At 66.7% G+C, this 24,314-nt stretch carries 25 protein-coding genes and 5 pseudogenes; 19 read left to right on the forward strand and 11 right to left on the reverse strand.

Annotated elements, in window-relative coordinates; genetic code table 11:
* Nucleotides 1-120 precede the first annotated feature (120 nt).
* Nucleotides 121-2,076 carry an AI-2E family transporter gene (locus M2437_RS06900; protein WP_253386912.1) on the forward strand — a complete coding sequence of 652 codons (1,956 nt, stop codon included), beginning with the start codon at nt 121-123 and terminating at the stop codon, nt 2,074-2,076.
* A 344-nt stretch (nt 2,077-2,420) separates the two neighbouring features.
* Here M2437_RS06900 and M2437_RS06905 read toward each other — a convergent pair whose 3' ends face one another.
* The 3 genes and pseudogenes from M2437_RS06905 to M2437_RS06915 all read right to left on the reverse strand — a co-directional run bounded on the left by M2437_RS06905 (nt 2,421) and on the right by M2437_RS06915 (nt 4,519).
* Nucleotides 2,421-2,594 carry a hypothetical protein gene (locus tag M2437_RS06905; protein ID WP_253386913.1) on the reverse strand — a complete coding sequence of 58 codons (174 nt, stop codon included), beginning with the start codon at nt 2,592-2,594 and terminating at the stop codon, nt 2,421-2,423.
* 199 nt (nt 2,595-2,793) lie between these two features.
* Nucleotides 2,794-4,066 (reverse strand): annotated as a pseudogene (locus M2437_RS06910) (Y-family DNA polymerase).
* 5 nt (nt 4,067-4,071) lie between these two features.
* Nucleotides 4,072-4,519, reverse strand: a pseudogene (locus M2437_RS06915) (S24 family peptidase).
* Nucleotides 4,520-4,665: 146 nt separating this feature from the next.
* Here M2437_RS06915 and M2437_RS06920 point away from each other — a divergent pair.
* Genes M2437_RS06920 through M2437_RS06930 form a run of 3 tightly spaced genes read left to right on the forward strand, consistent with a single transcriptional unit; the run spans nt 4,666 to nt 5,329 of the window.
* Nucleotides 4,666-4,914, forward strand: coding sequence for a hypothetical protein (locus M2437_RS06920; protein WP_253386914.1), 249 nt, complete (start codon nt 4,666-4,668; stop codon nt 4,912-4,914).
* 56 nt (nt 4,915-4,970) lie between these two features.
* The gene (locus M2437_RS06925; protein WP_253386915.1) at nt 4,971-5,144 is read left to right on the forward strand and encodes a hypothetical protein; all 174 of its coding nucleotides are present in this window, start codon (nt 4,971-4,973) and stop codon (nt 5,142-5,144) included.
* Complete coding sequence (locus M2437_RS06930; protein WP_253386916.1) at nt 5,141-5,329, forward strand: hypothetical protein; 189 nt, start codon at nt 5,141-5,143, stop codon at nt 5,327-5,329. The genes M2437_RS06925 and M2437_RS06930 overlap by 4 nt, the downstream gene beginning before the upstream one ends.
* Before the next feature lie 59 nt (nt 5,330-5,388).
* Here the strand turns inward: M2437_RS06930 and M2437_RS06935 are convergent, their stop codons facing one another.
* Together M2437_RS06935 and M2437_RS06940 are read right to left on the reverse strand one after the other, a co-directional pair.
* On the reverse strand, nt 5,389-6,042 hold the full coding sequence (locus M2437_RS06935; RefSeq protein ID WP_253386917.1) for a hypothetical protein: 654 nt from the start codon (nt 6,040-6,042) through the stop codon (nt 5,389-5,391).
* A 515-nt stretch (nt 6,043-6,557) separates the two neighbouring features.
* Nucleotides 6,558-6,839 carry a hypothetical protein gene (locus M2437_RS06940; protein ID WP_253386918.1) on the reverse strand — a complete coding sequence of 94 codons (282 nt, stop codon included), beginning with the start codon at nt 6,837-6,839 and terminating at the stop codon, nt 6,558-6,560.
* Nucleotides 6,840-6,972: 133 nt separating this feature from the next.
* Between M2437_RS06940 and M2437_RS06945 the strand changes: the two genes are divergently transcribed.
* The 7 genes and pseudogenes from M2437_RS06945 (at nt 6,973) to rocF (ending at nt 12,494) form a co-directional block, all read left to right on the forward strand.
* A complete protein-coding gene (locus tag M2437_RS06945; protein WP_253386919.1) occupies nt 6,973-7,380 on the forward strand; it encodes a hypothetical protein in 408 nt (135 codons plus the stop codon).
* A gap of 136 nt (nt 7,381-7,516) precedes the next feature.
* A pseudogene (locus M2437_RS06950) lies at nt 7,517-7,846 on the forward strand (integrase core domain-containing protein); the annotation flags it as partial.
* 389 nt (nt 7,847-8,235) lie between these two features.
* Nucleotides 8,236-8,754, forward strand: a complete 519-nt coding sequence (locus M2437_RS06955; protein WP_253386920.1) for a sigma-70 family RNA polymerase sigma factor — start codon at nt 8,236-8,238, stop codon at nt 8,752-8,754.
* Between the two features lie 18 nt (nt 8,755-8,772).
* Nucleotides 8,773-9,744 carry a FecR family protein gene (locus M2437_RS06960; protein ID WP_253386921.1) on the forward strand — a complete coding sequence of 324 codons (972 nt, stop codon included), beginning with the start codon at nt 8,773-8,775 and terminating at the stop codon, nt 9,742-9,744.
* A 211-nt stretch (nt 9,745-9,955) separates the two neighbouring features.
* Nucleotides 9,956-10,375 (forward strand): STN domain-containing protein, encoded by a 420-nt coding sequence (locus M2437_RS06965; RefSeq protein WP_253386922.1) that lies wholly within the window; start codon nt 9,956-9,958, stop codon nt 10,373-10,375.
* Nucleotides 10,372-11,565, forward strand: a complete 1,194-nt coding sequence (locus M2437_RS06970; RefSeq protein WP_253386923.1) for a PLP-dependent cysteine synthase family protein — start codon at nt 10,372-10,374, stop codon at nt 11,563-11,565. Before M2437_RS06965 ends, M2437_RS06970 begins: the two co-directional genes overlap by 4 nt.
* A 2-nt stretch (nt 11,566-11,567) precedes the next feature.
* Nucleotides 11,568-12,494 (forward strand): arginase, encoded by a 927-nt coding sequence (rocF, locus tag M2437_RS06975; RefSeq protein ID WP_373691087.1) that lies wholly within the window; start codon nt 11,568-11,570, stop codon nt 12,492-12,494.
* 206 nt (nt 12,495-12,700) lie between these two features.
* Here the strand turns inward: rocF and M2437_RS06980 are convergent, their stop codons facing one another.
* From M2437_RS06980 to M2437_RS06990, 3 genes are all read right to left on the reverse strand, one after another.
* Nucleotides 12,701-13,372: a LysE family translocator gene (locus tag M2437_RS06980; protein ID WP_499006574.1), complete on the reverse strand. Its 672-nt coding sequence runs from the start codon at nt 13,370-13,372 to the stop codon at nt 12,701-12,703.
* Between the two features lie 55 nt (nt 13,373-13,427).
* Entirely contained in the window at nt 13,428-14,534 is a 1,107-nt protein-coding gene (locus tag M2437_RS06985) for a TlpA family protein disulfide reductase (protein WP_253386925.1), read from the reverse strand.
* A 119-nt stretch (nt 14,535-14,653) separates the two neighbouring features.
* Complete coding sequence (locus tag M2437_RS06990) at nt 14,654-14,845, reverse strand: hypothetical protein (RefSeq protein ID WP_253386926.1); 192 nt, start codon at nt 14,843-14,845, stop codon at nt 14,654-14,656.
* A gap of 3 nt (nt 14,846-14,848) precedes the next feature.
* Between M2437_RS06990 and M2437_RS06995 the strand changes: the two genes are divergently transcribed.
* On the forward strand, nt 14,849-15,046 hold the full coding sequence (locus tag M2437_RS06995; protein WP_253386927.1) for a hypothetical protein: 198 nt from the start codon (nt 14,849-14,851) through the stop codon (nt 15,044-15,046).
* Between the two features lie 31 nt (nt 15,047-15,077).
* Here the strand turns inward: M2437_RS06995 and M2437_RS07000 are convergent, their stop codons facing one another.
* Genes M2437_RS07000 through exbB form a run of 3 tightly spaced genes read right to left on the reverse strand, consistent with a single transcriptional unit; the run spans nt 15,078 to nt 16,637 of the window.
* Nucleotides 15,078-15,284 (reverse strand): hypothetical protein, encoded by a 207-nt coding sequence (locus tag M2437_RS07000; protein ID WP_253386928.1) that lies wholly within the window; start codon nt 15,282-15,284, stop codon nt 15,078-15,080.
* Nucleotides 15,281-15,718: a TonB system transport protein ExbD gene (exbD, locus tag M2437_RS07005; protein WP_253386929.1), complete on the reverse strand. Its 438-nt coding sequence runs from the start codon at nt 15,716-15,718 to the stop codon at nt 15,281-15,283. Before exbD ends, M2437_RS07000 begins: the two co-directional genes overlap by 4 nt.
* 4 nt (nt 15,719-15,722) lie before the next feature.
* Entirely contained in the window at nt 15,723-16,637 is a 915-nt protein-coding gene (gene exbB, locus M2437_RS07010; RefSeq protein WP_253386930.1) for a tonB-system energizer ExbB, read from the reverse strand.
* Between the two features lie 298 nt (nt 16,638-16,935).
* On the opposite strand from exbB, the pseudogene M2437_RS07015 reads away from it, so the two are divergent.
* The 7 genes and pseudogenes from M2437_RS07015 to M2437_RS07045 form a co-directional block, all read left to right on the forward strand.
* A pseudogene (locus M2437_RS07015) lies at nt 16,936-17,094 on the forward strand (IS3 family transposase); the annotation flags it as partial.
* 408 nt (nt 17,095-17,502) lie between these two features.
* Complete coding sequence (locus M2437_RS07020; RefSeq protein ID WP_253386931.1) at nt 17,503-18,615, forward strand: SDR family NAD(P)-dependent oxidoreductase; 1,113 nt, start codon at nt 17,503-17,505, stop codon at nt 18,613-18,615.
* The gene (locus M2437_RS07025) at nt 18,612-19,703 is read left to right on the forward strand and encodes an NAD-dependent epimerase/dehydratase family protein (RefSeq protein WP_253386932.1); all 1,092 of its coding nucleotides are present in this window, start codon (nt 18,612-18,614) and stop codon (nt 19,701-19,703) included. Before M2437_RS07020 ends, M2437_RS07025 begins: the two co-directional genes overlap by 4 nt.
* Nucleotides 19,700-20,995, forward strand: coding sequence for a TIGR04295 family B12-binding domain-containing radical SAM protein (locus M2437_RS07030; protein ID WP_253386933.1), 1,296 nt, complete (start codon nt 19,700-19,702; stop codon nt 20,993-20,995). Before M2437_RS07025 ends, M2437_RS07030 begins: the two co-directional genes overlap by 4 nt.
* Nucleotides 20,986-22,092 (forward strand): glycosyltransferase family 4 protein, encoded by a 1,107-nt coding sequence (locus M2437_RS07035; RefSeq protein WP_253386934.1) that lies wholly within the window; start codon nt 20,986-20,988, stop codon nt 22,090-22,092. The genes M2437_RS07030 and M2437_RS07035 overlap by 10 nt, the downstream gene beginning before the upstream one ends.
* Nucleotides 22,089-23,216 (forward strand): CgeB family protein, encoded by a 1,128-nt coding sequence (locus M2437_RS07040; RefSeq protein WP_253386935.1) that lies wholly within the window; start codon nt 22,089-22,091, stop codon nt 23,214-23,216. Before M2437_RS07035 ends, M2437_RS07040 begins: the two co-directional genes overlap by 4 nt.
* Nucleotides 23,213-24,310 (forward strand): annotated as a pseudogene (locus M2437_RS07045) (CgeB family protein); the annotation flags it as partial. The gene M2437_RS07040 and the pseudogene M2437_RS07045, both read left to right, overlap by 4 nt.
* Between the last annotated feature and the right edge of the window lie 4 nt (nt 24,311-24,314).

Below are 24,314 nucleotides of genomic sequence, written 5' to 3' on the forward strand. Positions count from 1 at the left end.
GCGTTGATGTCGAGCCGTGATGCGAGATGCCCCAGCGAATACGGGAGACGAAAGCAGCCCGGCAGCGTTGAACGCAGTGTGCCGGGAGCATCGGCGCAGCATCGAGAGGTTTTACGCCGCATGCTGATCGACGAAGCCGCCCCGCGCCCGCCAGCCCAGGTGCCGCCCCCCTTGGTGCCCGGTTTACGCGGGCTCCTGACTCTCGCCGTCGGCGTCGTGCTCGTGACAGCCCTCTACTTCGGGCGTGAGGTGTTCATCCCGCTTGTGCTGGCGGTTCTCCTCAGCTTCGTCCTGGCTCCTGTCGTCAATCTGCTGCGCCGACTGAGGCTCGGCCGAGTGCCATCGGTCATCGTCGCCGTACTGCTCGCGCTCGCGGTCATCGGCGGCATCGGAGCCGTCATAGGTACCCAGGTCGCGGGGCTCGCCGGCGACCTGCCGCAATACCAAGCCACCGTGCAGAAGAAGTTCGCCGGGCTGCAGGCAGGTTGGCTCGGCAATGCCAGCCGGATCTTCCAGCGCTTCAACCACCAAGTCCACAACGCCACCCAGAAGGCGGATGCCGCCGGTACCGCAGCGTCGACGGGCCCCGCGGGCGACACGCCGAAGGCTCAACTCGTCAAGGTTCAGGAGCCCGATCCGTCGCCCTTTACTCTCGCCGAGAAGGTGCTCGGACCCATCGTCGAGCCGTTGACCACGGTCGGCATCGTCCTCGTCGTGGTCGTGTTCCTGTTGCTCCAGCGAGAAGACCTGCGCAACCGAATGATCCGGCTGTTCGGATCGGGTGACCTGCACCGGACGACGATGGCCATGGACGACGCGGCCGGCCGGCTTGGCACATACTTCCTGGCCCAGCTTGGCATGAATGCGACCTTCGGCTTCATCATCGGCCTCGGTCTCTGGTTCATCGGCGTGCCCAATCCGCTCCTATGGGGCGTGTTCTCCGCGCTGATGCGCTTCGTGCCCTATATCGGCGCCTTCCTCTCGGCCCTGTTCCCCCTTGCCCTGGCCGCCGCCGTCGACCCAGGCTGGTCCATGGTCATCGCAACGGCCATCCTGTTCCTGGTGGTCGAGCCCCTGTTCGGGCACGTGATCGAGCCGCTGCTCTACGGGCACTCGACCGGCCTCTCTCCCTTCGCGGTTATTGTCTCGACCCTGTTCTGGGGGTTCCTGTGGGGGCCCATCGGCCTGATCCTGGCCACGCCCTTCACCGTGTGCCTCGTGGTGCTCGGGCGGCACGTCGACAGCCTGGAGTTCCTCGACATCATTCTCGGCGACCGGCCGCCGCTGACGCCGGTGGAGAACTTCTATCAGCGCATGTTGGCCGGAGACCCGGACGAGGCACGCGACCTCGGCGAGGCCATGCTGAAGGAGCGCTCGCTGTCCTCCTACTATGACGAGGTGGCACTGAAAGGGCTTCAGCTCGCCGCCAACGACTACGCTCGCGGCGTCGTGACGCCGGCGCAGCTGGAGAACATCCGCGCTTCGGCACGCTCGCTCGTCGAGGATTTCGAGGATCGACCCGACGTCGAGCCGTCAGGCGAGGACAAAGCGGTCAACCCGAATGAGACGCCGACGCTGGCCGAGCGGACGCACTTCAAGAGCGAGGCCGTCCCTGGGCAGGCACCGCCGCGCGAGATGCTGCCCGAGTCGTGGCGGGGCGAAACACCGGTGCTGTGCGTCGCTGGGCGCGGCCCCCTCGACGAAGCTTCCTCGGCCATGCTGGCCCAGCTGCTGCGCAAGCATGGACTTGAGGCCCGCGTGGTTCCGTACGGTGACGTCTCACGCGAGCAGATCCGCAACCTAGATCTGACGGGAGTGGCGATGGTGTGCATCTCCTACCTCGACATCACCGGCAGCCCGGCTCACCTGCGCTACCTTCTCGAACGGCTCCGGAAGAAGGCGCCCACCGTGAAGCTGCTGGTCGGGTTGTGGCCCGAGGGCGAGAAGGTGCTGACGGATGCCTCCCTCGGTCGGCAGGTCGGAGCCGACGTCTACGTTTCCTCGCTCCGGCAGGCCGTTGAGGCATGCCTCGAGGCTGCGACAGACGATTCCGAAACTATGGGTCGGGCGGCTTGAACTCGGGTAGGAGCGAGCACTTCTCTCAGGTTGCTCTGCGGCGCCTGTAGCGTCTGCTGGATCAGGCGCTAGGGCAAGCTCCGGTGCGGCGTGAGGTGCCGGCGCTCAGCGAGAAATCCGGCAATCTTGCGCATTAGGCAGTCTTGAAACGCTACTGCCCCAAAGTCGGCCGAGCTGCTGCCTCGTAGATACTGATGTTGCAGTTGGCGGATTTGGCGTTCCCAGGGTCAGCGGCTGCAATGCGCTTCAGTGATTGTCGGTGGGGTTCTATAAGCTCGCAACTCAAATTTTCGGTCGCCGTCCGACAGGGGGCATCCGATTGTATCGAGCCATTGTCCCGCGGCCTACGACTTCGCCGCGAGCAACTCCTGCAGAATGAGATCAACTGCGCCGACGAGCCGCTCGGCGGTTTGTGTAACGGTGGCGTCTTGTGACATCGCGATGGCGGCGAACTGCAGCGTGCGAAACTCCTGAATGCGCGCGACCGAGTCACTCCTTCGCGCGATGGTAGGGAGCACGAGACCCTGAACGTGTTCACGCGCTAAACGCTCATCGAGGTCTAGTATGGGCAGGTCTTTCTGCGCTCGGCATCGCAATTTTCACCATCGGCTTTGAATGATGAGTGCTGCGTGTTTGCCCCGCATCATTGGCCGCGATGATGCAATCTCCGCCGTCAATTTGGAAGCATTCTGATCAGGCTTGCGCGACTGGTATCTCTTACACCCGCGTCGCGTAGCGCGGCGTGCGCATCTCGAACTTCTTCGCCAAGGTCCTTCGCTGCTGCGGCTGAAGCGGACGTTGCAGGCGTCCATTGAGCCCATGAGCCGCGTTTAGCACTCACGATCGAGTCGGCCGATCAGAGCGCGCTGTCGTTCGTTAGCGGCACGAGATCCACCGTCACCACGCCGGCCTTCGAGTAGCGTCAGGGCGGACTTCCTTGCTCGCGCCAAGTTCGGGCAACCTCTCGCACTGCTGCCGGTATCAGCGCCAGGGCGTCGTTCGTCGCTTCCGGCAGCATCACGGCCGTCGAGACTGTGCGCATCAGCTCGCTGCGGTCAAGCTCGCTCGCTTGATAGAAGAGGGTGATATAGTCGGTGCTGAGGTCTTCGCGCCGAAGCTTCTCGTCCAGGCGCGTCGCGTGCGCGGCCACCGCCTGCTTCGATTCGGACCGCTGCGTCACCCGGACGGAGAACGAGCGCGTCACGGTGCAGCCCTTGGGCGGGGCCAGCACGAGTTCGAGCCCGAGACAAGGAACGCCGCGTAGCTCGTGGATCTTGCGCTCGCCGACCACCGTCAGTGCCTTGCGCACCGGGCGGGAATCGATGTCACGTAGCTCCGCCACGGTATCGATGCATGCGCTTCGAGCTTCGGCAGCGAGGCACGACCAACGCCCCACCGCTCGCCGATGTGGATGCGGCAGAGCCATTGCTCGTAAGCAGCCGGCTCGGTTAGATCGCAGATGCCGTCGAGCTCGAGCACGCTCTTGGCGATGTGGTTGGCGAGCTTGGCGAGTGTCTTGGTCGCGCCGATGCCGACGCAGGTCGGGATGCCGGTCGAGGCCCGTACGGTGGCACGGATATCGCCGGCTAGCGCAACACGATCCAGGCGCACGGAGCCGGTCAGGTCGAGGAAGCTCTTGTCGATCGAGTGGTTTTTCACGTCGGGCATGGCGTCGCGGTAGGTCGTGTTGATGCGCGCTGATATGTCCCCGTAGAGGGTGTAGTTCGATGAGAACCCCGCGCACGTCCTGCGCCTAGCAGAAGCCGTAGATCTTAAAGTAGGGGTCGCCCATCTTGATCCCGAGCGCCTTGGCCTCGGGCGTGCGGGCGATGGCGCATCCATCGTTATCGCTCAGCATGATTACGGGAACTCGGGCGAGCCATGGGTCGAACATGCGCTTGCAGGAGCAGTAGAAGCTGTAGCCGTCGATCAGCGCCAGGGCGCGGCCACCGCCGATTCGATCACGTAGGCGCGCTTCGGCGCCACTCAACGGCCTTAGCCAGCGCGAGCGACGTGCCAGCGGATGGCGAAGCGCACCACGCCCCACACGTTGCTCTCAGCCAGTTTCCCCGAGGGCGTACACGGGCAACTCGGCATCATCGAAGGAGAGGTGCCCGCAGTTGCCCTCGACCACCATGCGTTCGATCGACATTTCACCGTCGACGGCTGCCACCTCGACACTGCCGTGGCCGGGTTTGAGGCTGCGATCGACACAAGCGAGATCGCCGTCGACGATCCCGGCATCGCGCATGCTGTCGCCGGCAATGCGCCAGAGGAAGGTGGTGGGTGGATTCTGCACAGGCCAACGCAGCAACTCCAGGGCGTTTTCGACGAAGTCGTCAGCCGGCGAGGGAAGACCCGCGCAGAGCGACAGGCGCATCAACGGCATGCGCACCGTGGAAAAGCCCCAGTCCGGTAGCTCGTCGATCCAAAAAAGGCTCATGCTGCGCCGTCTCCGATTATAGAACGAAAAGAGAATCTGCAGGTGTTCGGTTCCGGGTCAGCGCGAGCGGAAACGTGACTGTGCCGCCCCGTGTAAAAGGTGGACAGCGACCGTTTGGGGCTTGATGGAGCGAATCAGCGGAGTCGATGCGGACGACCCACCTCCGGCAGACCTTTGTGCTGAAGCGGAAGCGCCTTCGCCCAGGCGATCGGCAGGTGTCGCCGGCGAGCAGCGGCGCGCTGAGGCGGGCCGAAGCGATGGCCGCACGGATGCCGGGCGCGGCCGCCATCCAGATCGTGGCCGACGACGAGACGGACGAACTCGAGAGCGCGACGATCCTTGGCCAGTACGGCGAGGTGCCCGTCGATTTCGCCGAGAGCCTTCAGGCGGCCTGAGGACGGGGCAGACGCAGACTTACAGCCTCAAGCAAAGCGCCGAGCCCGGTGACTTCATGGTGGTGGTCAACCGCGAGGTGGCGCGACACTTCACTGCCTGCGCCGAGCATCCCGGCCTATGGCGCACGGAAGATCAGAACGGCCGCTTCATGGGCCGGGTCGGCCTGCGGGAGCAGAGAGCCGAGTTCCTGGCGTCTTGGTTCTTCGCGGAGGAGCCGGACTGGTCATGACAGACGACGAGCGCACCGCCGCCGAGCTGCGAGGCCTTCTCGGCATTACTCGGGGGCTCGGCCTGGACGAGGCGACCGTGCGGAAGAAATACGAGATCGTCGGCGAGAAGCCGCGGCGATTGGCACTAGAGTGCATAGTTTTTGATGACTTAAATTATGACTCGAAACAGCGACTGAGCATTTGAAAGCCGAATCGCATCGCCGTCGACATATTTCGCTTTTGAGCGGGCCCGCCATCATACGTCTAGACTGATCGCCAGATCTCTAGATCGATTGGGGGGTCATGCCTCCGTACTGCGACAACCGCAAGTCCAATTTTGCTCATCTGCTCTTCATTCGTTAAATTGCGGAGCGCTGCGACTAATCTATACAATCCTTGGCCAATCTCGGCTAGAAATGAAACAAATTGGTCAAGGGCAATGTCAAATGGATCAAGCTGGCTGACCCGATCCGCGCGGCGATAGGTCGTGTGTTCGAGAAAAAGAATACTGCCGGCTAAAATACAGCTCAGCCAACCCTTGCAGTACTTACCAGGGTCATACGAGCGACCCCACAAATTGCTATAAATGGCATCGACTTTGCCAATCCATTCGAACTTCGTTTCATGAAAATCCCATTGTAGAGTGCGGGGAAATTGTATTGCAGTTTCACTAATTTCCAGACCAATGGAATTTGCATCAGTATATTTCGAAAACCATTCCCATTTTTTGCCGCGACGAGTTCTGTGACATAGACCGAAGTGAAGACTCTTGATATTCGATTTAAGGAATGCGCCGAGTTTGCGCACAACGTCTTCTGAGGCCCAGATTTTATCTATCTTTTTTCCATTTTCCTGATCCGATTTGTAAAGATCGTGATCAAACTTCCCACACATATCAATGTATTTGATCAGTTTCATGACAAGGCAGGCGCCCTTCGCTGGCTTATCTTGAAATTAGTGCTACCACGCTGGCCAGCCTCGGTGCAACGAACAAGGGGTCAAAACGCTAAGGCTACCCTTCGCATATATGACCGGAAGCCCAACTGAAGACGAGCATTCGCTGCAAAGCATGTGAAATGAGAGGTCATCTGAGGTGGTCGCAGCCGCAGCGCTCCCGGCCACGAAGCCTTACCAGGGCCGCACAGCTGCACCACACGCCGAGTCTCGTCAGAGCTAAAGGTCGGGCACGATGTGCGTGGTGGCAGAGGCGCAGGCAGACGAGGTGGGGATCCTCATCGAGCAGTACCTCAGGACATCGCAAGGCAGCGCTGTAGCAGCTCTTCGGCAGGCAATCTCGGATGCGCTCGTGGACGCCGTCGAGCGCCGACAGAGGTTGAAGGCAGCTGAACGAGCCGCCTCCCGTAGCTTCACGCGGCAACTGCCGCCAACGGCTTCCGAGTAACCGAGCCGGGCGGCTTGTCTCCTTCGGGTGGCTAGCCTGCCGCTCGGCCGAGGTTGCGGTCGTTGATCGCGGTGCCCATCACGATTTGACCGCTCCGGCCGCCCTGCGTTCTGACAGCGGATGACTGACCGCGGGCTGTACCGAACGACAGCGCTTCAACCTTCAGTCCACGACGCATGTTCTCCGGAAGATCGGGGTGGTCATGGTAGCCGGCATCATGGGCCATCGCGTCCAAAGCCTGGATTTCGTTGGCAGCCTCGCCGGTCCAAAGGATCGCGCCTGTTCCACCCTGACGTATTTGAAAAACGGACATCGATCATCCTCTCTGTGGACATCGAAATCTGACTACCGCAGTGCCAGACGGCTGATTTGCAGTGCAATATAGTACCTTCCCGCATAACATGAGAGCACGACCAGTTTTTCGCGTCAATTGACAAAAATGCAGGATGGTCTATCGACAGATCATTCCGGCTGTCGCACAGGCGCTGAACCGCCAAACGGAAGCGCCCCCGTACGACACCAGTCCCGATGTAAGACCGAGTGCGCTCAATCACCGGGTCGATGTCTGGCTGGGTGGCGACGAGGACAGTCAGAACGCGATTAAATCCCAGCGCGCCCTAGACGCGACGATGAGCAAACAACTCGTCAAACGTCGCGTTGCCATCGCACTGCTGAGCGGCGTATGCTGTGGTCTCGTCGCCCTCGGCACTCTTTGGCTGCTTTGGGCGCCGCAGCTTGCGCCACTGCCTCCTGTCGCCGTCGCGCTGGCAGGCGTTCTTGGATCGGCAGGCGGCGCGTTCAGTGCGCTCTTCGCGCTGAGCCAAACCAAGTCGGAGCAAAGCCGGCAGGACTGAAGCGCAGAGATGCGGCACGTTACGGCGAGCCCCCTCCAGAGCCACTCGCGACGACAAGACTTCCGACAACTTCCTTGGGAGGGTCAAGCTCGCAGCCCTGCGCGTTTGACTGCGAACTTTATGAGTTCGTGACCCAGTTCGGCTGCAAGGTCGGCCTAAGAGCCCACGGAGCGAAAACGGGCCGGAGTCCGCCGAGCGCAGGCTCGACCATTGGGCCGACCTGAACGGGGTCGAGATGGATTTCTCCGGGCCGGTGAAGCTGACCGACATCGCTTACATCGAGACGTCCAACGGCCGCCTACGAACGGAAAGCCTGAACGCCTCGTGGTTCCTGTCACTAGCCGATGCGCGTGAGCGCATCGAGGGCGGGAGGTGCCACGACAACGACGATCAATCTCTTACGGCCCTGGGTGCCTTGACGCACCGAGCCTTCGCCGATCGCGCTGTCACAGCCCGAGAACTTGCAAAGAACTTGTACCAGAAACAAGGACAACTCCAACTGACTCGAAAGCCATACCTCAGGCCGGACCGCCTCAGTGGGAGTCGATCACGATCGACACCGGATTTTACCACAAGACCAATCAAATATTCTAATTATGTGAGAATAAGGAAAATGATACTCTTTTGTTTATCACCGATCTGGGCTGCATAAGAAAACTTGTGCACCTGCTTGGGATAGTACAAATGCGTTCCGTTGGCTCATATGCTGGTCGCGAGGGTTCCAGCATGCGGCGTGGTCAAATCGTGGTTGGCACACGATGTGCTCCACACGCATCAAACGGGAACGAGCTTGATATGCGTGGTCGCCTGTTCCTTTGACCAAGGACAGGCGCCTGAAGACGGTTGGAGTGTGGGATGGCGACATCCGTGGTTGTTGAGGATCGCGCGGCGCTCGATGGGATGTTCCGCAAGCACAACGGCTGGCTGATGCGCTGGCTGGGCCGGCAGCGCTGGACGGTGTCCTCGGCGGAAGATCTCGCCTCCGACGTCTTCATTGCACTGCTGACGATGCCGAATCTCGGCGCCGTCCGCGAGCCGCGCGCGCTGATGACGACGGTCGCCCGCCGGCTGATCTGCGATGCGAGGCGCCGAGACGACGTGCGGCGCAGCTATGAGGCCGAGTTGGCGGCCTTGCCCGAATCCCTGGATATCTCGGCCGAAGAGCGGCTCATCGTCGTACAAGCTCTGCAGGCGATCGACGCGATGCTGTCCACCCTGTCCGACAAGGCACGCAGGGCGTTCCTGCTCAGCCAGGTCGAGGGTGCCCCCTACGCGGACATTGCCGCGGAATTGGGCGTCTCCATCAGCATGGTGCGCAAGTACGTTGCACAGGGGTTGCGCGCCACGTATCTGGCAACCGCCAACCAGGGCTGACGGTCGGAAGTGCGAACCATGTCGGGGGTCGACCAACTCGAGGACCCGCGAGCCGAGGCTGCCGTCGGCTGGATGGTGGAGATGGGCTCGGGCCCCATGTCCGAGCATCAGATCCGGGCCTTCGAGGCCTGGCTGCAGGCCGACCCGCTCAATGAGGCGGCTTGGATTCGCCTTCAGGGCGGAATGATGCCCTACGGCGTCGCCGCCCGCCATCGGCTCCAGCCCGATCTACTGGGACGCAGGCGGGGGCGTTCTCCGAGCCGCCGCACGCTGCTGACCGGGCTGTGCGCCGTGCTCGGAGCCGGGGCGGCCGGCGGGAGCGTACTCAACCGTTTCGTTCCTCTCGGCGGCGTCCTGGCCGATCACGTCACCCTCACCGCCCAGAACCGGAGCGTTCCCTTGGCGGATGGCAGCGAGACCGTTCTCTCGCCGAGGACGGCGGTGAACCTGCGCTACGAGCCAGGGCTCAGGGGCATCCAGCTCGTGAGCGGCGAGGTGCTCGTGCGCATCGCCTCGCGGGCCACCCCCTTCCACGTTACCGTCGGCCCTCTGACCCTAAGCGCGCAGGCCGGAATCTTCGTTCTCGAAGACCGAAACGAGGTCGTGACAGTCACCGGGGTGCAGGGAACGGGCGAACTCGCCGGCTTCGGTGCGGAGGGCCCGCAAGCGGTCGCCCCGGGCGACCTCCTGGAATTCGGTGACGGTCGCCTGCGCCGTCTCGTTGCGGATCGGGACGCCGCAACGGCGTGGCTGGACGGGCTGCTTGTGGCCAAGGACCGGCCGCTCGCCGCGATCGTCGACAAGCTGCGCCCATACTTTCCCGGCGTCATCCGGGTGGACCCCGCCGTCTCGGCGCTGCGCGTGACGGGAGTCTTCTCGCTGAAGGATCCGGGCGCGGCCCTGGACGCTCTGGCGGAATCCCTCGACCTGTCGATCAGCCGCCTCACACATTACTGGGTTTCGCTCGGCCCACGCGCCGCGGCGGCCTGACCGAAGTTATAGAGCTTCAGCATCGGCCCCGGGAAAGTTGGCCGCCGACCTTCGATAAGATCCAATGCTCGCGTCGCCTGATGCGTCGTCGGCCCCTCGGCCGCCATCCGACACGCGCGCTCCGGTCGCAGAGGTTTCGCCCTCGGATCGGTGACGCTTTTCCGCCCTCGCCCGACATCAGGGAGGGGAACGGAAGAGGATGGGGCCGGAAATGGGGAGCAGGCCGGGGCGAACGCGGGAGAAGCGTCTCGCATGGGCGGCGGCCGTCGGGGTGATGCTGACGACCGGTTCCGGACGGGCGGAGGAAGTGCGGGTCTTCGATTTCCCGCGCGGCCCCCTCGCCACGGTTCTGACCCGGATCGCTCTGCAAGGCAGGCGATCGATCGTGTTCCCGGCCGACCTCGCGCGCGGACGCATGGTCGGCCCGATCCGCAGCTACGAGACCGTCGAGGCCGCCCTGGCGCGCGCCCTCGCAGGCACCGATCTGCAGATCGCCAAGGGGGCGGGCGGCTCCCTGACCGTACGCCGCGTCGCGGCGCGCTCGGCCGCGGCAGGAACCGACGATCTGGCGTCCGCCGCGGCGCCCGACCCATCGGGGGCTGCCAAGCACCCGACGGGAGCCCGGCCGTGAGCGTTCCTCTTCATTCCGCCCCCGAAATCGGAGGAGCCAGGCTTTGCTTCGATCGCTCCTGGCTCCGCGACGCCGTCGATTCCATCGCCGCTGAGGCCGCACGCAGCGCCGACACCCATCTCCTCCGTGTGCCGCTCGGCGGTTCGGCGGGCATCGATCTCTACGTGAAGGACGAGTCGACGCATCCGACCGGCAGCCTGAAGCATCGGCTGGCCCGTTCCCTGTTCCTCTACGGCCTGTGCAACGGCCGGATCGGCCCGCGCACCACGATCGTGGAGGCGTCGAGCGGTTCGACGGCGGTGTCCGAGGCTTATTTCGCCCAGATGCTGGGCCTGCCCTTCGTGGCGGTGATGCCGGCCTCGACCGCGCCGGCCAAGGTCGCCGAGATCGCCCGGTACGGCGGGAGCTGCCACTTCGTCGAGCATCCGGGCGCCGTCTATGCCGAGGCGATCCGGATCGCCGAGGAGACCGGCGGGCTCTACATGGACCAGTTCACCCATGCCGAGCGGGCGACGGACTGGCGAGGCAACAACAACATCGCTCAGTCGATCTTCGAGCAGATGGCGCGGGAGCGTCACCCGGTCCCGGACTGGATCGTGGTGGGGGCCGGCACCGGCGGCACGTCGGCGACGATCGGGCGCTATCTCCGCTACCGCGGCCACGCCACCCTCCTGTGCTTGGCCGACCCGGACGCCTCGGTGTTCCACCGACACCTCGCCGACCCGTCGGTCACCGCCCGGTCCGGCACCGCCTCGATCGTCGAGGGCATCGGGCGGGCGCGGCTGGAACCCTCGTTCCTGCCCTCGCTGATCGATCGCTGGGTCGCGGTGCCGGATGCCGCAAGTCTGGGCGCGGCGCGGGCGCTGACGGAGGTGATCGGACGCTCCTGCGGCGCCTCCACCGGAACGAACCTGTGGGCAGCGGCCGAACTGATCTCCGAGATGGCCGCGCAGGGCCGGAGCGGCTCGGTGGTGACGCTGCTGTGCGATTCCGGCGAGCGGTATCGCGGGACCCATCTCGACCCGGACTGGATTCGGGCGCGTGGACTCGACGTCGATAGCCCACGGGATGCCATGATGCGCTTCCTGACGACCGGGTGCGCGCCGTGCGCTGAAGCGGTGCCGGCGGCGTCGGCGCACCCGTATCGTAAAACCGGATCAAGCTCCGCGACCCGGTCGTCGGAGCAGTAACCATGATGCGATACTGCACCCTGATCGGAGCCCGAGCCTTCGAGGGGACCGACCGCCGCGGCTGCGACATGGGCCCGAGCGCTTACCGCGCCGCAGGCCTGCACGAGGCCTTGCGGGACCTCGGGCTCGACATCCGCGACCTCGGCGATCTCTCGGTGGTGCCGGGAGAGGGCCGGCCCCATCCCAACCCGGCCATACACGACTTGGCAGCCTTCACGGCCTGGACCGCGAAGCTCGCGGCGCTCACCTACGCGGAGAGCGCCGACCGCATCCCGATCCTGCTCGGGGGGGACCACAGCCTCTCGGCCGGCACTCTCATGGGCATGAGCCGACGCGCCGCCGAGGAAGGACGGCCGCTCTTCGTCCTGTGGCTCGACGCGCACGCGGATTTCCATAGCCTCGACACCACGACGAGCGGCAACCTGCACGGCGTGCCGCTGGCCTACGCCACGGGCCGGCCGGGCTTCTCGGGCTTCCTGCCGCCGCCGCCCGTTCCGATCTCTCCCGACAACGTCTGCCTGATGGGAACGCGCAGTCTCGATCCGGCTGAGCGCGCGGCGCTGGCCGGGACCGCGCTGACGGTTCACGACATGCGGGCGATCGACGAGCACGGCGTCGTCGCCCTGCTCGCGCCCTTCCTCGCGCGGGTCGCGCAGGCGGGCGGGCGCCTGCACGTCAGCCTCGACGTCGATTTCCTCGATCCTTCCATCGCTCCGGGCGTCGGGACCACCGTGCCGGGCGGGGCCACGTTCCGCGAAGCCCACCTGATCATGGAGATGCTCCACGATTCCGGCCTGGTCGGCAGCCTCGACCTTGTCGAACTCAACCCCTTCCTGGACGAGCGCGGTCGCACCGCTATCGTCATGGCCGATCTCGCCGCGAGCCTGATGGGCCGCGCGGTGCTCGACCGTCCGACCCGGAGCTACTGAGAGGTTCGGGAGAGGCCCGCGCGGGCTTGAGGACGCCTCAGGCCACGACCCGGTGCAGGTCGGCCGCCAGGGCGCCGGATTGGATGTCGCTCCCAACGTAGCGGGACGCTTCGTCCGCGGGGGCCTGGATGGGCCGGGTCATGGGAGGCCGTATCGTTCGAGCGGGTCGAGGCCTGCCGTTCGCGCCTCGCCGGTGAGGGTTTCCTCTAGGACCCTCCCGCCGGGTTCAGGCGCGCCACCGGGACGGCGCGCTTTGCCGGGCGCTTCAGGCCGCTCGCCCGGACACCTGCGCGATCCCCGTGCAGATCAGGACCACCCCCGCTGACGCGTTGGAGCAGGCGGCCGCCGGGACCGTGCACGACCGCGCGATGCAGCGACATGCTGGCCAGCGCCCAGACCAGAGCGGCCATGAGGGAGAGAACGCAGAACGTCGCCTGCAGGACGGCGAGCTGCGGCAGGATCGGCGCGCTCCCGTCGACGAACTGGGGAAGCAGGACGCAGAAGAAGGCGATGCCTTTCGGGTTCAGGGCAGTCACCAGGAAGGCGCCCAGGAAGGGGCGCCCGCCACGGGGCCGGGCCTGTTCGGTCGCGGGCATGCGGCCGAACAGGCTCTTGAGGCCGAGGCCGATCAGGTAGGCCGCCGCTGCAGCCTTCAGGATGGTGACGATCCCGGTGGAGGTGGCGAGTAGCGCACCGAGACCGAGATTGCAGATCGTCAGCGCGACGGCGTCGCCCAGAACGGCCCCCACGATGACACGAGCGACCCGGTTGCGCTCGCCCCCGGCGGCGTGCCGCATGATGATGAGAGCGGTCGGTCCCGGTATCGCGAGCACGATGCAGGACGCCGCCGCGAAGGCGAGCCAGGTCTGGAAGGTCATGGAATCGTGAGGCGTTTCGAGTGGTGGCGAGTCGGAGAATGACGGAGGCCGGAGCTTAGACGATGCGGCAGACGTCCCCGTCGCAGACAACGGTCGGCGTCTTCGGGTTGTGGGTCGCGACGCTGCCCGCGCAGCGGTCCACCAGGGATTGGAGACCCTCGAGCGCTCTCTCGTGAAGGTCGGCCGTCCGCCCGTGAGCGATGGCCGCCTCGGCTTGGCGAAGGGCTTCGGTCGGCTGGCCGTCCTCCAGGAAGGCGATCGCGAGGCAGCGCGCGCGGACGCAGGATTCGTAAGCATCCTCCTCGCTCTTCTCCGCGTCGAGATTCCGGATGAGGTCGATGACGAACCGGGCGAGCGGCTGCCGTTGGTGCAGAACGGTGTCGTCCTCCAGCGCGCCGACGATCTCCGATGCGGTCGCCCGCTTCAGGAAGGGGAAGTCGGAGCCGAAGGTCGTGACCAGGCGGCTCCCGTAGTCCAGGGCCGCGGAATCAGGGGTCCGAAGGAGGAGCCGCAGCTTCTCCAGCCCCACCTCGGATTCCAGGCGCGGGCATTCGGCGATGGCGGCATCGTAGGCCTGGATGGCGCCAGCGTTATCATCCGCCTTCAGACGGCTCTGCACCGCCGCATGAAGGGCCGACTTCTCACGAGTCATGCTCTCCCGGATCCAGGCGGCATACCGGTCCGTGGCCGCCCGCCTATCGAAGCTGCCGTCAACCACGGACGGCAGAACCTCTTTCATGACCGCCGGATGGCCAATCCACGCGATGCGGCCCTCGCGATCGACGATGAAGGCGGTGGGAATACCGTTCTGATAGGCGGGGAGCAGCCAGTGATGCGGCATCCAGCCCCCGCTCGCGGCCGGCTCCCCGACGTCGAAGGCCACGGCGTACCCCATCTCGTCGCCCTTCTCGGTAACGAAGGCGCGGACGGCCTCGATGTCGTCCTCCCACACCGCAACCCCGACGAAGCGAACGTCCGGATGATCCTTCTGCATCTGCGTCAGGTGGGGGATGGTCGACAGGCACGGTCCGCACCAGGTGGCCCAGCACTCCACGACGTAGACGTGGCCGGGCTCGAAGGCGGAGAACGGCGTACCCTTGAGAAACACCGCCGCGGGAAAGGCGGGGGCCGGATCACCGACCAGGAGTTCGAGCCGCGACATCGGAAAAGCTTTCTCTTGCTGTCTCGCCGGCCGCTCGCCCGAGCGGTCCGGATCGTGTGAGGATGGGGAGGTGGCGGAAGGCGCGGCTGCTTCGTGCGCCAGTGGTCCGGGTCTCCGGCTCAGCGCGCTCCGCCGGCGCTGACGACAAGCAAGCCACCGTCGCCGAAGAGGCGGGCGGTCGCGCGTGTGATGTCCTGCGACGTCACCGCCGCGAGGCGGGGTCCGCGCTCGTCGAGCCATGACAGGGGGCGCCCGTCGAACTGCATCGCCAGAAGCAGGCGGGTGATCGCGGCCGAGGTATCGAGACGCACCGCGTGGGAGCCGATCAGATAGCGGCGAGCCGCGTCGATCTCGTCGTCGTCGAGGCCGTCCTGCGCGAGCCGCCCGATCTCGCTCCCGATCAGCTCGACGCTTTGGCCGACATGCTCGTTGGGCGTCGAGGTGGCTCCGATTCGGCCTGCTCGGTGTTCTGTGCCTCCGGCTCGTTGCTGGCGTTGTCCGTCGCCGACTGAGCCACGGTGGGCTCCGGCGACATGTCGATCATCACCGCCGCGGGCATTTCGAGGGGGGAGCCGGCGTCTTGGCCTGACGGGTCAGGAGGAGGTAGAGGCCGACATGAACCCCGAGCGTCAGCAGGCCCGCCGCCGCCCAGCCCAGGATCGGGACCGCCGACGAGGATTCGCGGCTCTCCTGATGCGCGCGGTTCCGCTCGGCGGCCCGCACGAAGGCTTCGGGCGGCGGATGGATCACGGCTGACCTCCCCCGGACGTGTCTTCGAGGCCGACGAGGCCGACCTTGAGGTAGCCGGCGCCGCGCAGCAGGTTCATCACCCCCATCAGCTCGCCGTAGGGCACGCCCTTGTCGGCGCGCAGGAAGATGCGCTCGTCCTTGTTGCCCTTGGTCGCGGCATCGAGGGCTGCCCCCAGGGCCGGCCGGTCCACCGCGTCCTCGCCCAGCGCAACGCCGAGATCGGCCTTGACGCTGACGAAGATCGGCTTGTCGGGGCGCGGCTGCTGTGGCGCCGCGGAGACCGGCAGTTCGACCGGCACGTCGACCGTCGAGAGCGGCGCGGCCACCATGAAGATGATCAGCAGCACCAGGATCACGTCGATGAACGGCGTGATGTTGATGTCGGCGTTCTCAGCGAGATCGCCGCCGTCGTTCGATCCGAGATTGACGGCCATCGGCTTACTCCGCCGCGACGCGGATGCCGGACTTGGCGCCGTAGGTCCCAAACTCACGCCGGTCGAGGTCGCGCGAGAGGTGGCGCATGATCAGCGCCACGGCGTCACCGGTCATGGCGCGGTAGCCGGTGATGGAACGGGTTAGCGCGTTGTAGATGACGACGGCCGGGATCGCCGCGACGAGGCCGATCCCTGTGGCGAGCAGCGCCTCGGCGATGCCGGGAGCGACCACGGCGAGGTTGGTGGTATTGGAGTTGGCGATGCCGATGAAGCTGCCCATGATGCCCCAGACGGTACCGAACAGGCCGACGAAGGGGCCGATCGAGCCGACGGTGGCCAGGATGCCGGTTCCGGACGCCATGCGCTTGCCGACCATGGCCTCGATCCGGCCCAGAGCGATGGCCGCCCGCTCCTTGACGCCCTCGCTCGGCAGGCCCCGCGAAAGGGTCAACTCCTCCTCGGCCTCGACCAGGAGAAGGGCGCCGACCCCGCGGCGAACCCGCTGACCGGCCTCCGCCAGGGTGGCGGAGGCCCGGATCGCCTTGAGGCTGGCCCTCATCCCCCGCTTGGCCAGGAGGAGGCTCAGGACCTTCACGAGCAGGATGGTCCAAGTGACCACCGAGGCGGCGGCCAGGAGCAGCATCACAGCCTGCACGACCGGATCGGCGTTGAGGAACATCCCCATCGGCGAAAGGTCGTGGACGGCCTTGTCTGGCTTCGCGGCCGGGATCTGTGCCGGTGCAGCGGCGGGCGCTGCCGGAGCGGCCGGTGGCACGACCTCGCCGGGGGGCTGCGAGACCGAATAGGCGGCGGCGGGCGAGGGCTGCGCCTCGTCCTGTGCCGAGGCCGATAGCGGCGCGAGCAGCACGACCGGCACCGTCAGCACAGCCACAACGAAGAGGCGCGCCCTCTCCTTCATCCGGCGGTCCACTCGCGCGAAGTTTGATCCCAGCATTGCGTACCAACCCCTCTCGGTCGCGGTCACGGGCTTCACTGGAGCTGACGGGCGAGATCGAGAAAGCGACAGCACGACGTCAGATTTTTCTGACGGTTCGAGAGGGCTGACCTGCCACGAGGCAATGCTGGGATTGACCTGCCCTATGTTCTCCACAGGCTGCTGGTTCGATTCAGAGCCTGTTTGAGCTTCTTCAGGCTGGGTTGTTGAGGGCATCGGCGGCTATGAGGCTGGCAGCACAGGCGCGACGCCCGGTCGCGACTATCGCAGGAGCAGCGCGCTGTTGAAGGCAGCGAGCGGGCGGGTCAACGACAAGCGGGGCGAGCGGACCTGTCGGCGCGAGAGCCTGAAAGTCCCGGCCAGGCAATCCAAGCGTGGCCGCATCTGGGACGGGGACGGCTCGTGCCTGCGGCTACGGGCAGCCTCTCAACCATCAATGTCCCGTAGTTTCAGCAGATCGATGCCGTCCGCATAGATCGTAGACTAACGCCGCAGAGGGATCGGCCGATCAGCATCAATTCAATTGATGCCACTGTGCTTCCGAGCAGGCACCCTAATGCACGTATTGGCACCGGATGCCGCCTCAGCGAGGCGTAGGCCAATCCCGATGCCAGGCCGGTCGAACGGCTTCCCGCCATCGCCAGATGAAAAGCAGGAACAAAGATCCTCATCCCAGTGTTTCGCCGCAACGAGACCATACATCTCGGCGAAATCGGTTGCTTATCGACCACCAATCCATGAAGGTACAATAAAATAACTTAAGTTACGAAATTCGATTTTTCGATTATATTTGCACGTTTTCTGTAAGCACAGGAGTCGTCGCGCAAATATGAAGAAACTGGCTCTGATCACCGGTGGAGCGGGCTTTATAGGCCGGCATCTCGCGAGTGCGCTGCTGGCGCGGGGTTACCGAGTCCGCGTACTCGATAGCCTGATCGAGCAGGTGCATGGCGGCACCGGCCGGCCCCTCTCTCTCGATCCGGGCGTGGAGTTCGTCGAGGGCGATGTCCGTGACGCCGAGGCGGTGGCGCGGGCGATCGCGGGTGCGACCCACGTCGTCCACCTGGCGGCGGAGGTCGGCGTCGGGCAGAGCATGTACGCGGTCGAGCGCTACGTCTCGGTCAATGATTGCGGGACCGCGACCCTGTTTCAGGCGCTGATCGAGGCGCCGGTACAGCGCGTCGTCGTCGCCTCCTCCATGAGCATTTACGGCGAGGGCCTCTACCGGACGGAAGCCGATGCCACCGTCGAGGACGTCGTGCGCCCGCCGCGCCGCCCCGGCGAACCGTGGGACCCGCCCGATCAGCAGGGCCGCCCGATGCGCCCTGTGCCGACCCCGGAATCGAAGCGCCCGGCGCTCGCCTCCGTCTATGCGCTGACGAAATACATGCAGGAACGCCTGACGCTCACGCTCGCCCCCGCCTACGGCATGGAGGGCGTGGCACTCCGCCTTTGGAACGTCTACGGGCCGGGTCAGGCGCTCTCGAACCCATATACCGGCGTGCTGGCGATCTTCGCTGCGCGTCTCCTCCACGGACAGCCGCCGATGATCTTCGAGGACGGCGAGCAGCGACGCGATTTCGTACATGTCGAGGATGTGGCCCAGGCCTTCGTGCTGGCGCTGGAGCACCCGGCCGCCGCCGGGCAGGTCTACAATGTCGGCTCCGGCGAGGACCGCACCGTCAACGAGGTGGCGCGTCTGCTCGCCCGCGCCATGGGTCGTGAGGAGATCGCTCCGCAGGTTACGGGGCAGGCGCGGGCCGGCGACATCCGGCACTGCATCGCCGACATCGGCAAGATCGCCCGCGAACTCGGCTACGCGCCAAAGCGCGACTTCGCCGAAGGATTGGCTGAACTCGCGGCATGGGTTGCCGAGCAGCAGGCGGTCGACCGCGTGGCCGAGGCCAGGCGCGAGCTCGAAGCCCGAGGTCTCGTCGCGTGAGCGGGCCGGCCACGACCGCCACGCGCCCGGTCCTCGTCACGGGTGGTGCCGGCTTCGTCGGCGCCAACCTCGCCGACCAACTCGCCGCCGAGGGGCAGACCGTCCTCGTCTACGATGCTCTGACGCGTCCCGGCGTCGAGGCGAACCTGGCTTGGCTCACCGAGCGCCACGGCGCGCGGATCGTGCCGGTGATCGCCGACATCCGCGACGGTGCTGAACTCGCCCTCGCGGTGCGGGAGGCCGGCGCGGTGTTCCACTTCGCCGCCCAAGTTGCTGTGACGACGAGCATGACCGCGCCTTGGGAGGACATGGAGGTCAATCTCGGCGGTACGTTGACCCTGCTGGAGGCCCTACGCGCCCGCCGGGGTGCGGTCCCGTTGCTCTTCGCCTCGACCAACAAGGTCTATGGCGGCTTGCCCGACGTTGAGCTGGCGGTCGAGGGTGACGCCTACCGCCCGACCGATCCAAAATTGCGCGCCCATGGTGTCGGCGAGGATCGCCCGCTCGATTTTCACACCCCTTACGGCTGCTCGAAGGGCGCGGCGGATGCCTACGTGCTCGACTACGCCCGCAGCTACGGCTTGCCGACCGTCGTGATGCGCATGAGCTGCATCTACGGCCCCCGCCAGATGGGCAACGAGGACCAGGGCTGGGTCGCCCATTTCCTGATCCGCGCACTGACGAACCGCACCGTGACCCTCTACGGCGACGGGCGGCAGGTGCGCGACATCCTTCATGTCCGCGACGCGGTCGCGGCCTACCGAGCGGCGCTGGCGCGGATCGACCGGGTGGCCGGACGAGCGTTCAACCTCGGCGGCGGCCCGGACAACGCGGTGAGCCTGCGCGGGCTGATCGCCCATCTCGGAACGCTGCTCGGGCGCGAGGTCGGGATCGAGACCGGCGCATGGCGGCCCGGCGACCAGCGCTATTACGTCTCCGACACGCGCCGCGCCGCATCGATGCTCGGGCTCGCCCCCCCGCTACCCTGGCGCGAGGGCGTGGCCGACCTCGCCGCGTGGCTCACGCAATGGCTCGATGCGGAGGCCGAGACGAGCCGGGCCGCCTGTCAACCGGAGGCGGTGCTATGAGGGTCGCCTTCGTCAATCCGCCCTGGGACTACCGCAACAGCATCTATTTCGGCTGCCGCGAGCCCCATCTGCCGCTCGAACTCGGCTACGCCGCCGCTTTGCTGGAGGCGGGCGGCCACGAGACGCTGCTCGTCGATTGCCATCTCGAAGGCCTGTGTGCCGCAGAGGGCGCCGAGCGGATCGCGGCCTTCGCGCCCGCGATGACCGTGATCACGACGGCGCCGACCTACCTGTTCTGGCGCTGCGCCCCGCCGGAGATGCGGGTGACGCGCGCCTTCCTCGACGCGCTTCAAGGCCGCGGTGGGCGCACCGTCGCGGTCGGCCCGCATGGCTCGGCCACGCCACGCCCGACGTTGGAGAAACTCGGTTGCGACGTGGTCGTGCGGGGCGAGTGCGAGGAGATCGTGGCTCGTCTGGCCGAGACGGACGATCTGCGCAGCCTGCCCGCCCTCGCGTATCGCGACGCAGAGGGCGGTATCGTCGTGACAGGGCCGCCCCATGCCGGGCGCTTCACCGACTTGCCGGCGCTTGCCTGGCCCGATGCCTGGATTGCCCGCCACCATCACCATCACCACCGCTTCGACACCGCGCCCGACGGGCCCGGCGCCGAGATCGAGGCCTCGCGCGGCTGCCCCTATACTTGCAGCTTCTGCGCGAAGATCGATTTTCGCGATGCATATCGCCGCCGCGACCTGCCGATCGTCCTTGAGGAGATCGATGGGCTGATCTCCCAGGGCGTCACCTACCTCTACTTCGTCGACGAGATCTTTCTGCCGCAGAAGCCGCTTCTGGAGGCCCTGGTCGGACGCCAAGTGAAGTTCGGGGTGCAGACCCGGATCGATCTGTGGAAGCCCGATATGCTCGACCTGCTCGGGGCGGCGGGCTGCGTCTCGATCGAGGCGGGTATCGAAAGTCTGACCGAGGAGGGACGCGCCGCACTCGACAAGCGCTGCCGCGCCTCGACCGACGACCTCGCCGAGCGCCTGATTCACGCCCGCCGCACCGTGCCATTCGTCCAGGCGAACCTGATCGCGGTGGCGGGCGACGATCCCGACCTCGTCGCCGCCTGGCGCGACCGACTACGCGGCGCGGGGGTCTGGGCGAACGATCCGGTGCCGCTCTACCCCTATCCCAGCTCACCCGATTACCGGCGGCTCTGGGGTGAGCCGGACGACGCGGCCTGGGAGCGGGCGCACGCCCATTATCTCAGTCAGTTCACCCGCTTCAGCGACATCCAGGAGGAGCGCCCGCTCCCGCTGCCCGAGTTGGAAGCGACCTGCGGATGCCGCTGACTGCCGCCCGTCCCCACATCCTGATGAGCGCCGACGCGCTGGGCGGCGTCTGGCAATACACGCTCGACCTCGCCGCTGGCCTCACCCGCCGCGGCGCCACCGTCAGCGTCGCCTTGATGGGACCGGCGCCTGGGCCCGAGCGGATCGCGCGTGCGCAAGAGATCAGCGGAGCCCGCATTCTCACGACGAACCTGCCCCTCGATTGGACCGCCGAGAACGCCGCCGAAGTTCGAGACGCATCGGACGCGCTCGCCCGCCTCGCCGACGAGACCGGCGCCAACCTCGTCCACCTGCATAGCCCGGCTCTGGCCCTCGCCGACTTCGCGGCGCCGGTCGTGGCGGTCTGTCATTCCTGCGTTGCGACCTGGTGGGCCACCGTGGGGCCGGGCCCGCTGCCCGCGGATCTGGTGTGGCGACGCGACCTCAATGCGCAGGGCTGCCGCAAAGCCGACCGGCTGATCGCCCCGACCCACGCCTTCGCCCGGACGACGCAGGCGGCCTACGGACTGGCGCAGGCGCCCCTCGTCGTGCGCAACGGCCGGGATGTCTCCGTCTCGTCCGAGGCGGAACCCGCGTCCCACGTCTTCACCGCCGGGCGCCTGTGGGACCTGGCCAAGAACGCCGCCGCGCTCGATCGGCTGGCCGCGCGCCTATCGGTGCCGGTTCGCGCCGCCGGCCCCGTGGCCGGGCCGACCGGCCAACGAGTGGCGCTCACCGCCCTCGACTGCCTCGGCCGCCTCGACGACGAGGAGATCGCACGGGAGCTGAGCCTGCGGCCGGTCTTCGTGAGTCTTGCCCGCTACGAGCCTTTCGGCCTCGCGGTGCTGGAGGCGGCGGGCGCCGGCTGCGCCCTGGTGCTCTCCGACATCGAGAGTTTTCGCGAGTTGTGGGACGGCGCGGCGCTGTTCGTCCCGTCCGACGACGACGCGGCGGCGGCCCGCGCCGTCCAAGACCTCTTTGCCGACCCGGCCTGCCGCGCGGCGCTCGGTCGGGCTGCCCGCACCCGCGCCGCCGCCTATGGCACCGAAGCCATGGTTGCGGGCGTGGCCGGCATCGTCCGCGACCTGCACCCGGCGCTCGACGAGGCGGCGGCATGAGGATCGTCTACTTCACCCACTCCCTCGCCTCGTGCTGGAATCACGGCAACGCCCACTTCCTGCGCGGCGTGCTGCGCGAGTTGGCCGACCTCGGCCATGCAATCGAGGCCTACGAGCCAGAGGGCGCCTGGAGCCGCGAGAACCTGCTTCGCGACCACGGCCCCGCTGGCCTCGAGGCCTCGCTCGCGCCCTATCCTGATCTGTCGCCGAAGACCTACGCCACGATCGAAGCGGCCGTGGAATACGTCGAGGGAGCCGACCTCGTCGTCGTCCACGAATGGAACGAGCCGGCTCTGGTCGCTGCGCTCGGACGGTCCCGGAAGGGCGGCCGCATCGACACGCTTCTATTCCACGATACGCATCACCGTGCGGTGAGCGCGCCCGACGCGATGCGCTGCTTCGACCTCTCGGGCTACGACGGCATCCTCGCCTTCGGCGAGACGCTGGCCGAGGTCTATCGCAGCTGGGGCTGGGGCGCACGCGCCTACGTCTGGCACGAGGCCGCCGACACGCGCCTGTTCCGGCCACCGGCGGAGACGGAGATGCCGCGGGCCGGTCTCGTCTGGATCGGTAACTGGGGCGACGGCGAGCGCACGGAGGAACTTGAGACGTTCCTGTTCCGTCCAGCCAAGGCCGCCGGCCTCTCCCTCGACACCCACGGCGTGCGCTACCCCGCCGAGGCGCTCGCGACGCTCGAACGCTACGGCGCCCGCTATCACGGCTGGGCCCCGAACGCCGCCGCGCCCAACCTGTTCGCCCATGCGCTGGCGACGGTTCACGTGCCGCGCCGCTTCTATGTCGAGGCCTTACCGGGCATCCCGACGATCCGGGTGTTCGAGGCCCTCGCCTGCGGCCTGCCGCTGGCCTGCGCCCCCTGGAACGATGCCGAAGGGCTGTTCAAGCCGGGCTCGGACTACCTGATCGCCCGTGACGGAGAGCAGATGGAGGCTCACCTGCTGGCGCTGCGCGAGGATGTGAGCCTGCGCCGGTCGCTCGCCGCCCATGGCCTCGCAACGATCCGAGCCCGCCACACCTGCCGGCACCGCGCCGATGAACTCCTCGCGATCCATGAATCCTTGACCACGTCCTTGAACGTGCCTGTCCGGATGGAGGCCGCCCCGTGAAAATCGCGTTCTACGGCTCCTCCCTGCTCTCGTCCTACTGGAACGGGGCAGCGACCTATTACCGGGGCATGCTCGCCGACCTCGCAGGGCGCGGGCACCGCATCACCTTCTACGAGCCGGACGCCTTCGACCGGCAGAGCCACCGCGACATCGACCCGCCGGACTGGGCCGAAGTACAGGTCTATCCCGCGACCATTGAGGCCGCCCGCGCGGTGATCGCGCAAGCCGCCGAGGCCGACGTCGTCGTCAAGGCAAGCGGCGTCGGCGTGTTCGACGACGAATTGCTGGAAGGCGTTGTCGCCGCCGCGCGTCCGGACGCCATCCGCATCTTCTGGGATGTCGACGCGCCCGCCACGCTGGCCGAGATGCGGGCCAACCCGGACCACGCCCTCCACCGGGCGATGCCCGCTCTCGACTTCGTGCTGACCTATGGCGGCGGCCCGCCGGTGATCGCGGCCTATGAGGGATTCGGAGCGCGTGCCTGCATCCCGGTCTACAACGCGCTGGATGCCGAGACCCACCATCCGGTCCCGCCCGATCCGCGCTTCTCGGCCAACCTCGCCTTTCTCGGCAACCGGCTGCCGGACCGCGAGGCCCGGGTCGAGTGCTTCTTCCTCGCGGCCGCTGCGCGTCTGCCGGAGCGGAGCTTTCTGCTCGGCGGCAGCGGCTGGGAAAGCCGCGGACTTCCGCTCAACGTCCGCCATCTCGGCCACGTCTCGACGCGCGACCACAACGCCTTCAACGTCACCCCCCGCGCCGTTCTCAACATCGCCCGCGACAGCATGGCGGCGGTCGGCTTCTCGCCCGCCACCCGCGTGTTCGAGGCAGCCGGCGCGGGCGCCTGCCTCATCACCGACGCCTGGGAAGGCCTCGGCCTGTTCCTCAAGGAGGGCGAGGAGGTGCTCGTCGCCCGTGACGGGCGCGACGTCGCCGACCACGTCGCTGCGCTGACACCGGAGCGCGCCCGCGCCATCGGCGAGGCCGCCCGCCTGCGGATCGCCGCCGAGCACACCTATGCGCGCCGCGGTGCGCAGGTCGACGCGATTCTCCGAGATGAGAGGGAGCGCCGGGCCTGCGGGGTGCTTCGCCGGAGCGCTC

It is taken from the genome of Methylorubrum pseudosasae (assembly GCF_029504475.1).
GTDB classification, from domain to species: Bacteria; Pseudomonadota; Alphaproteobacteria; order Rhizobiales; family Beijerinckiaceae; genus Methylobacterium; species Methylobacterium extorquens.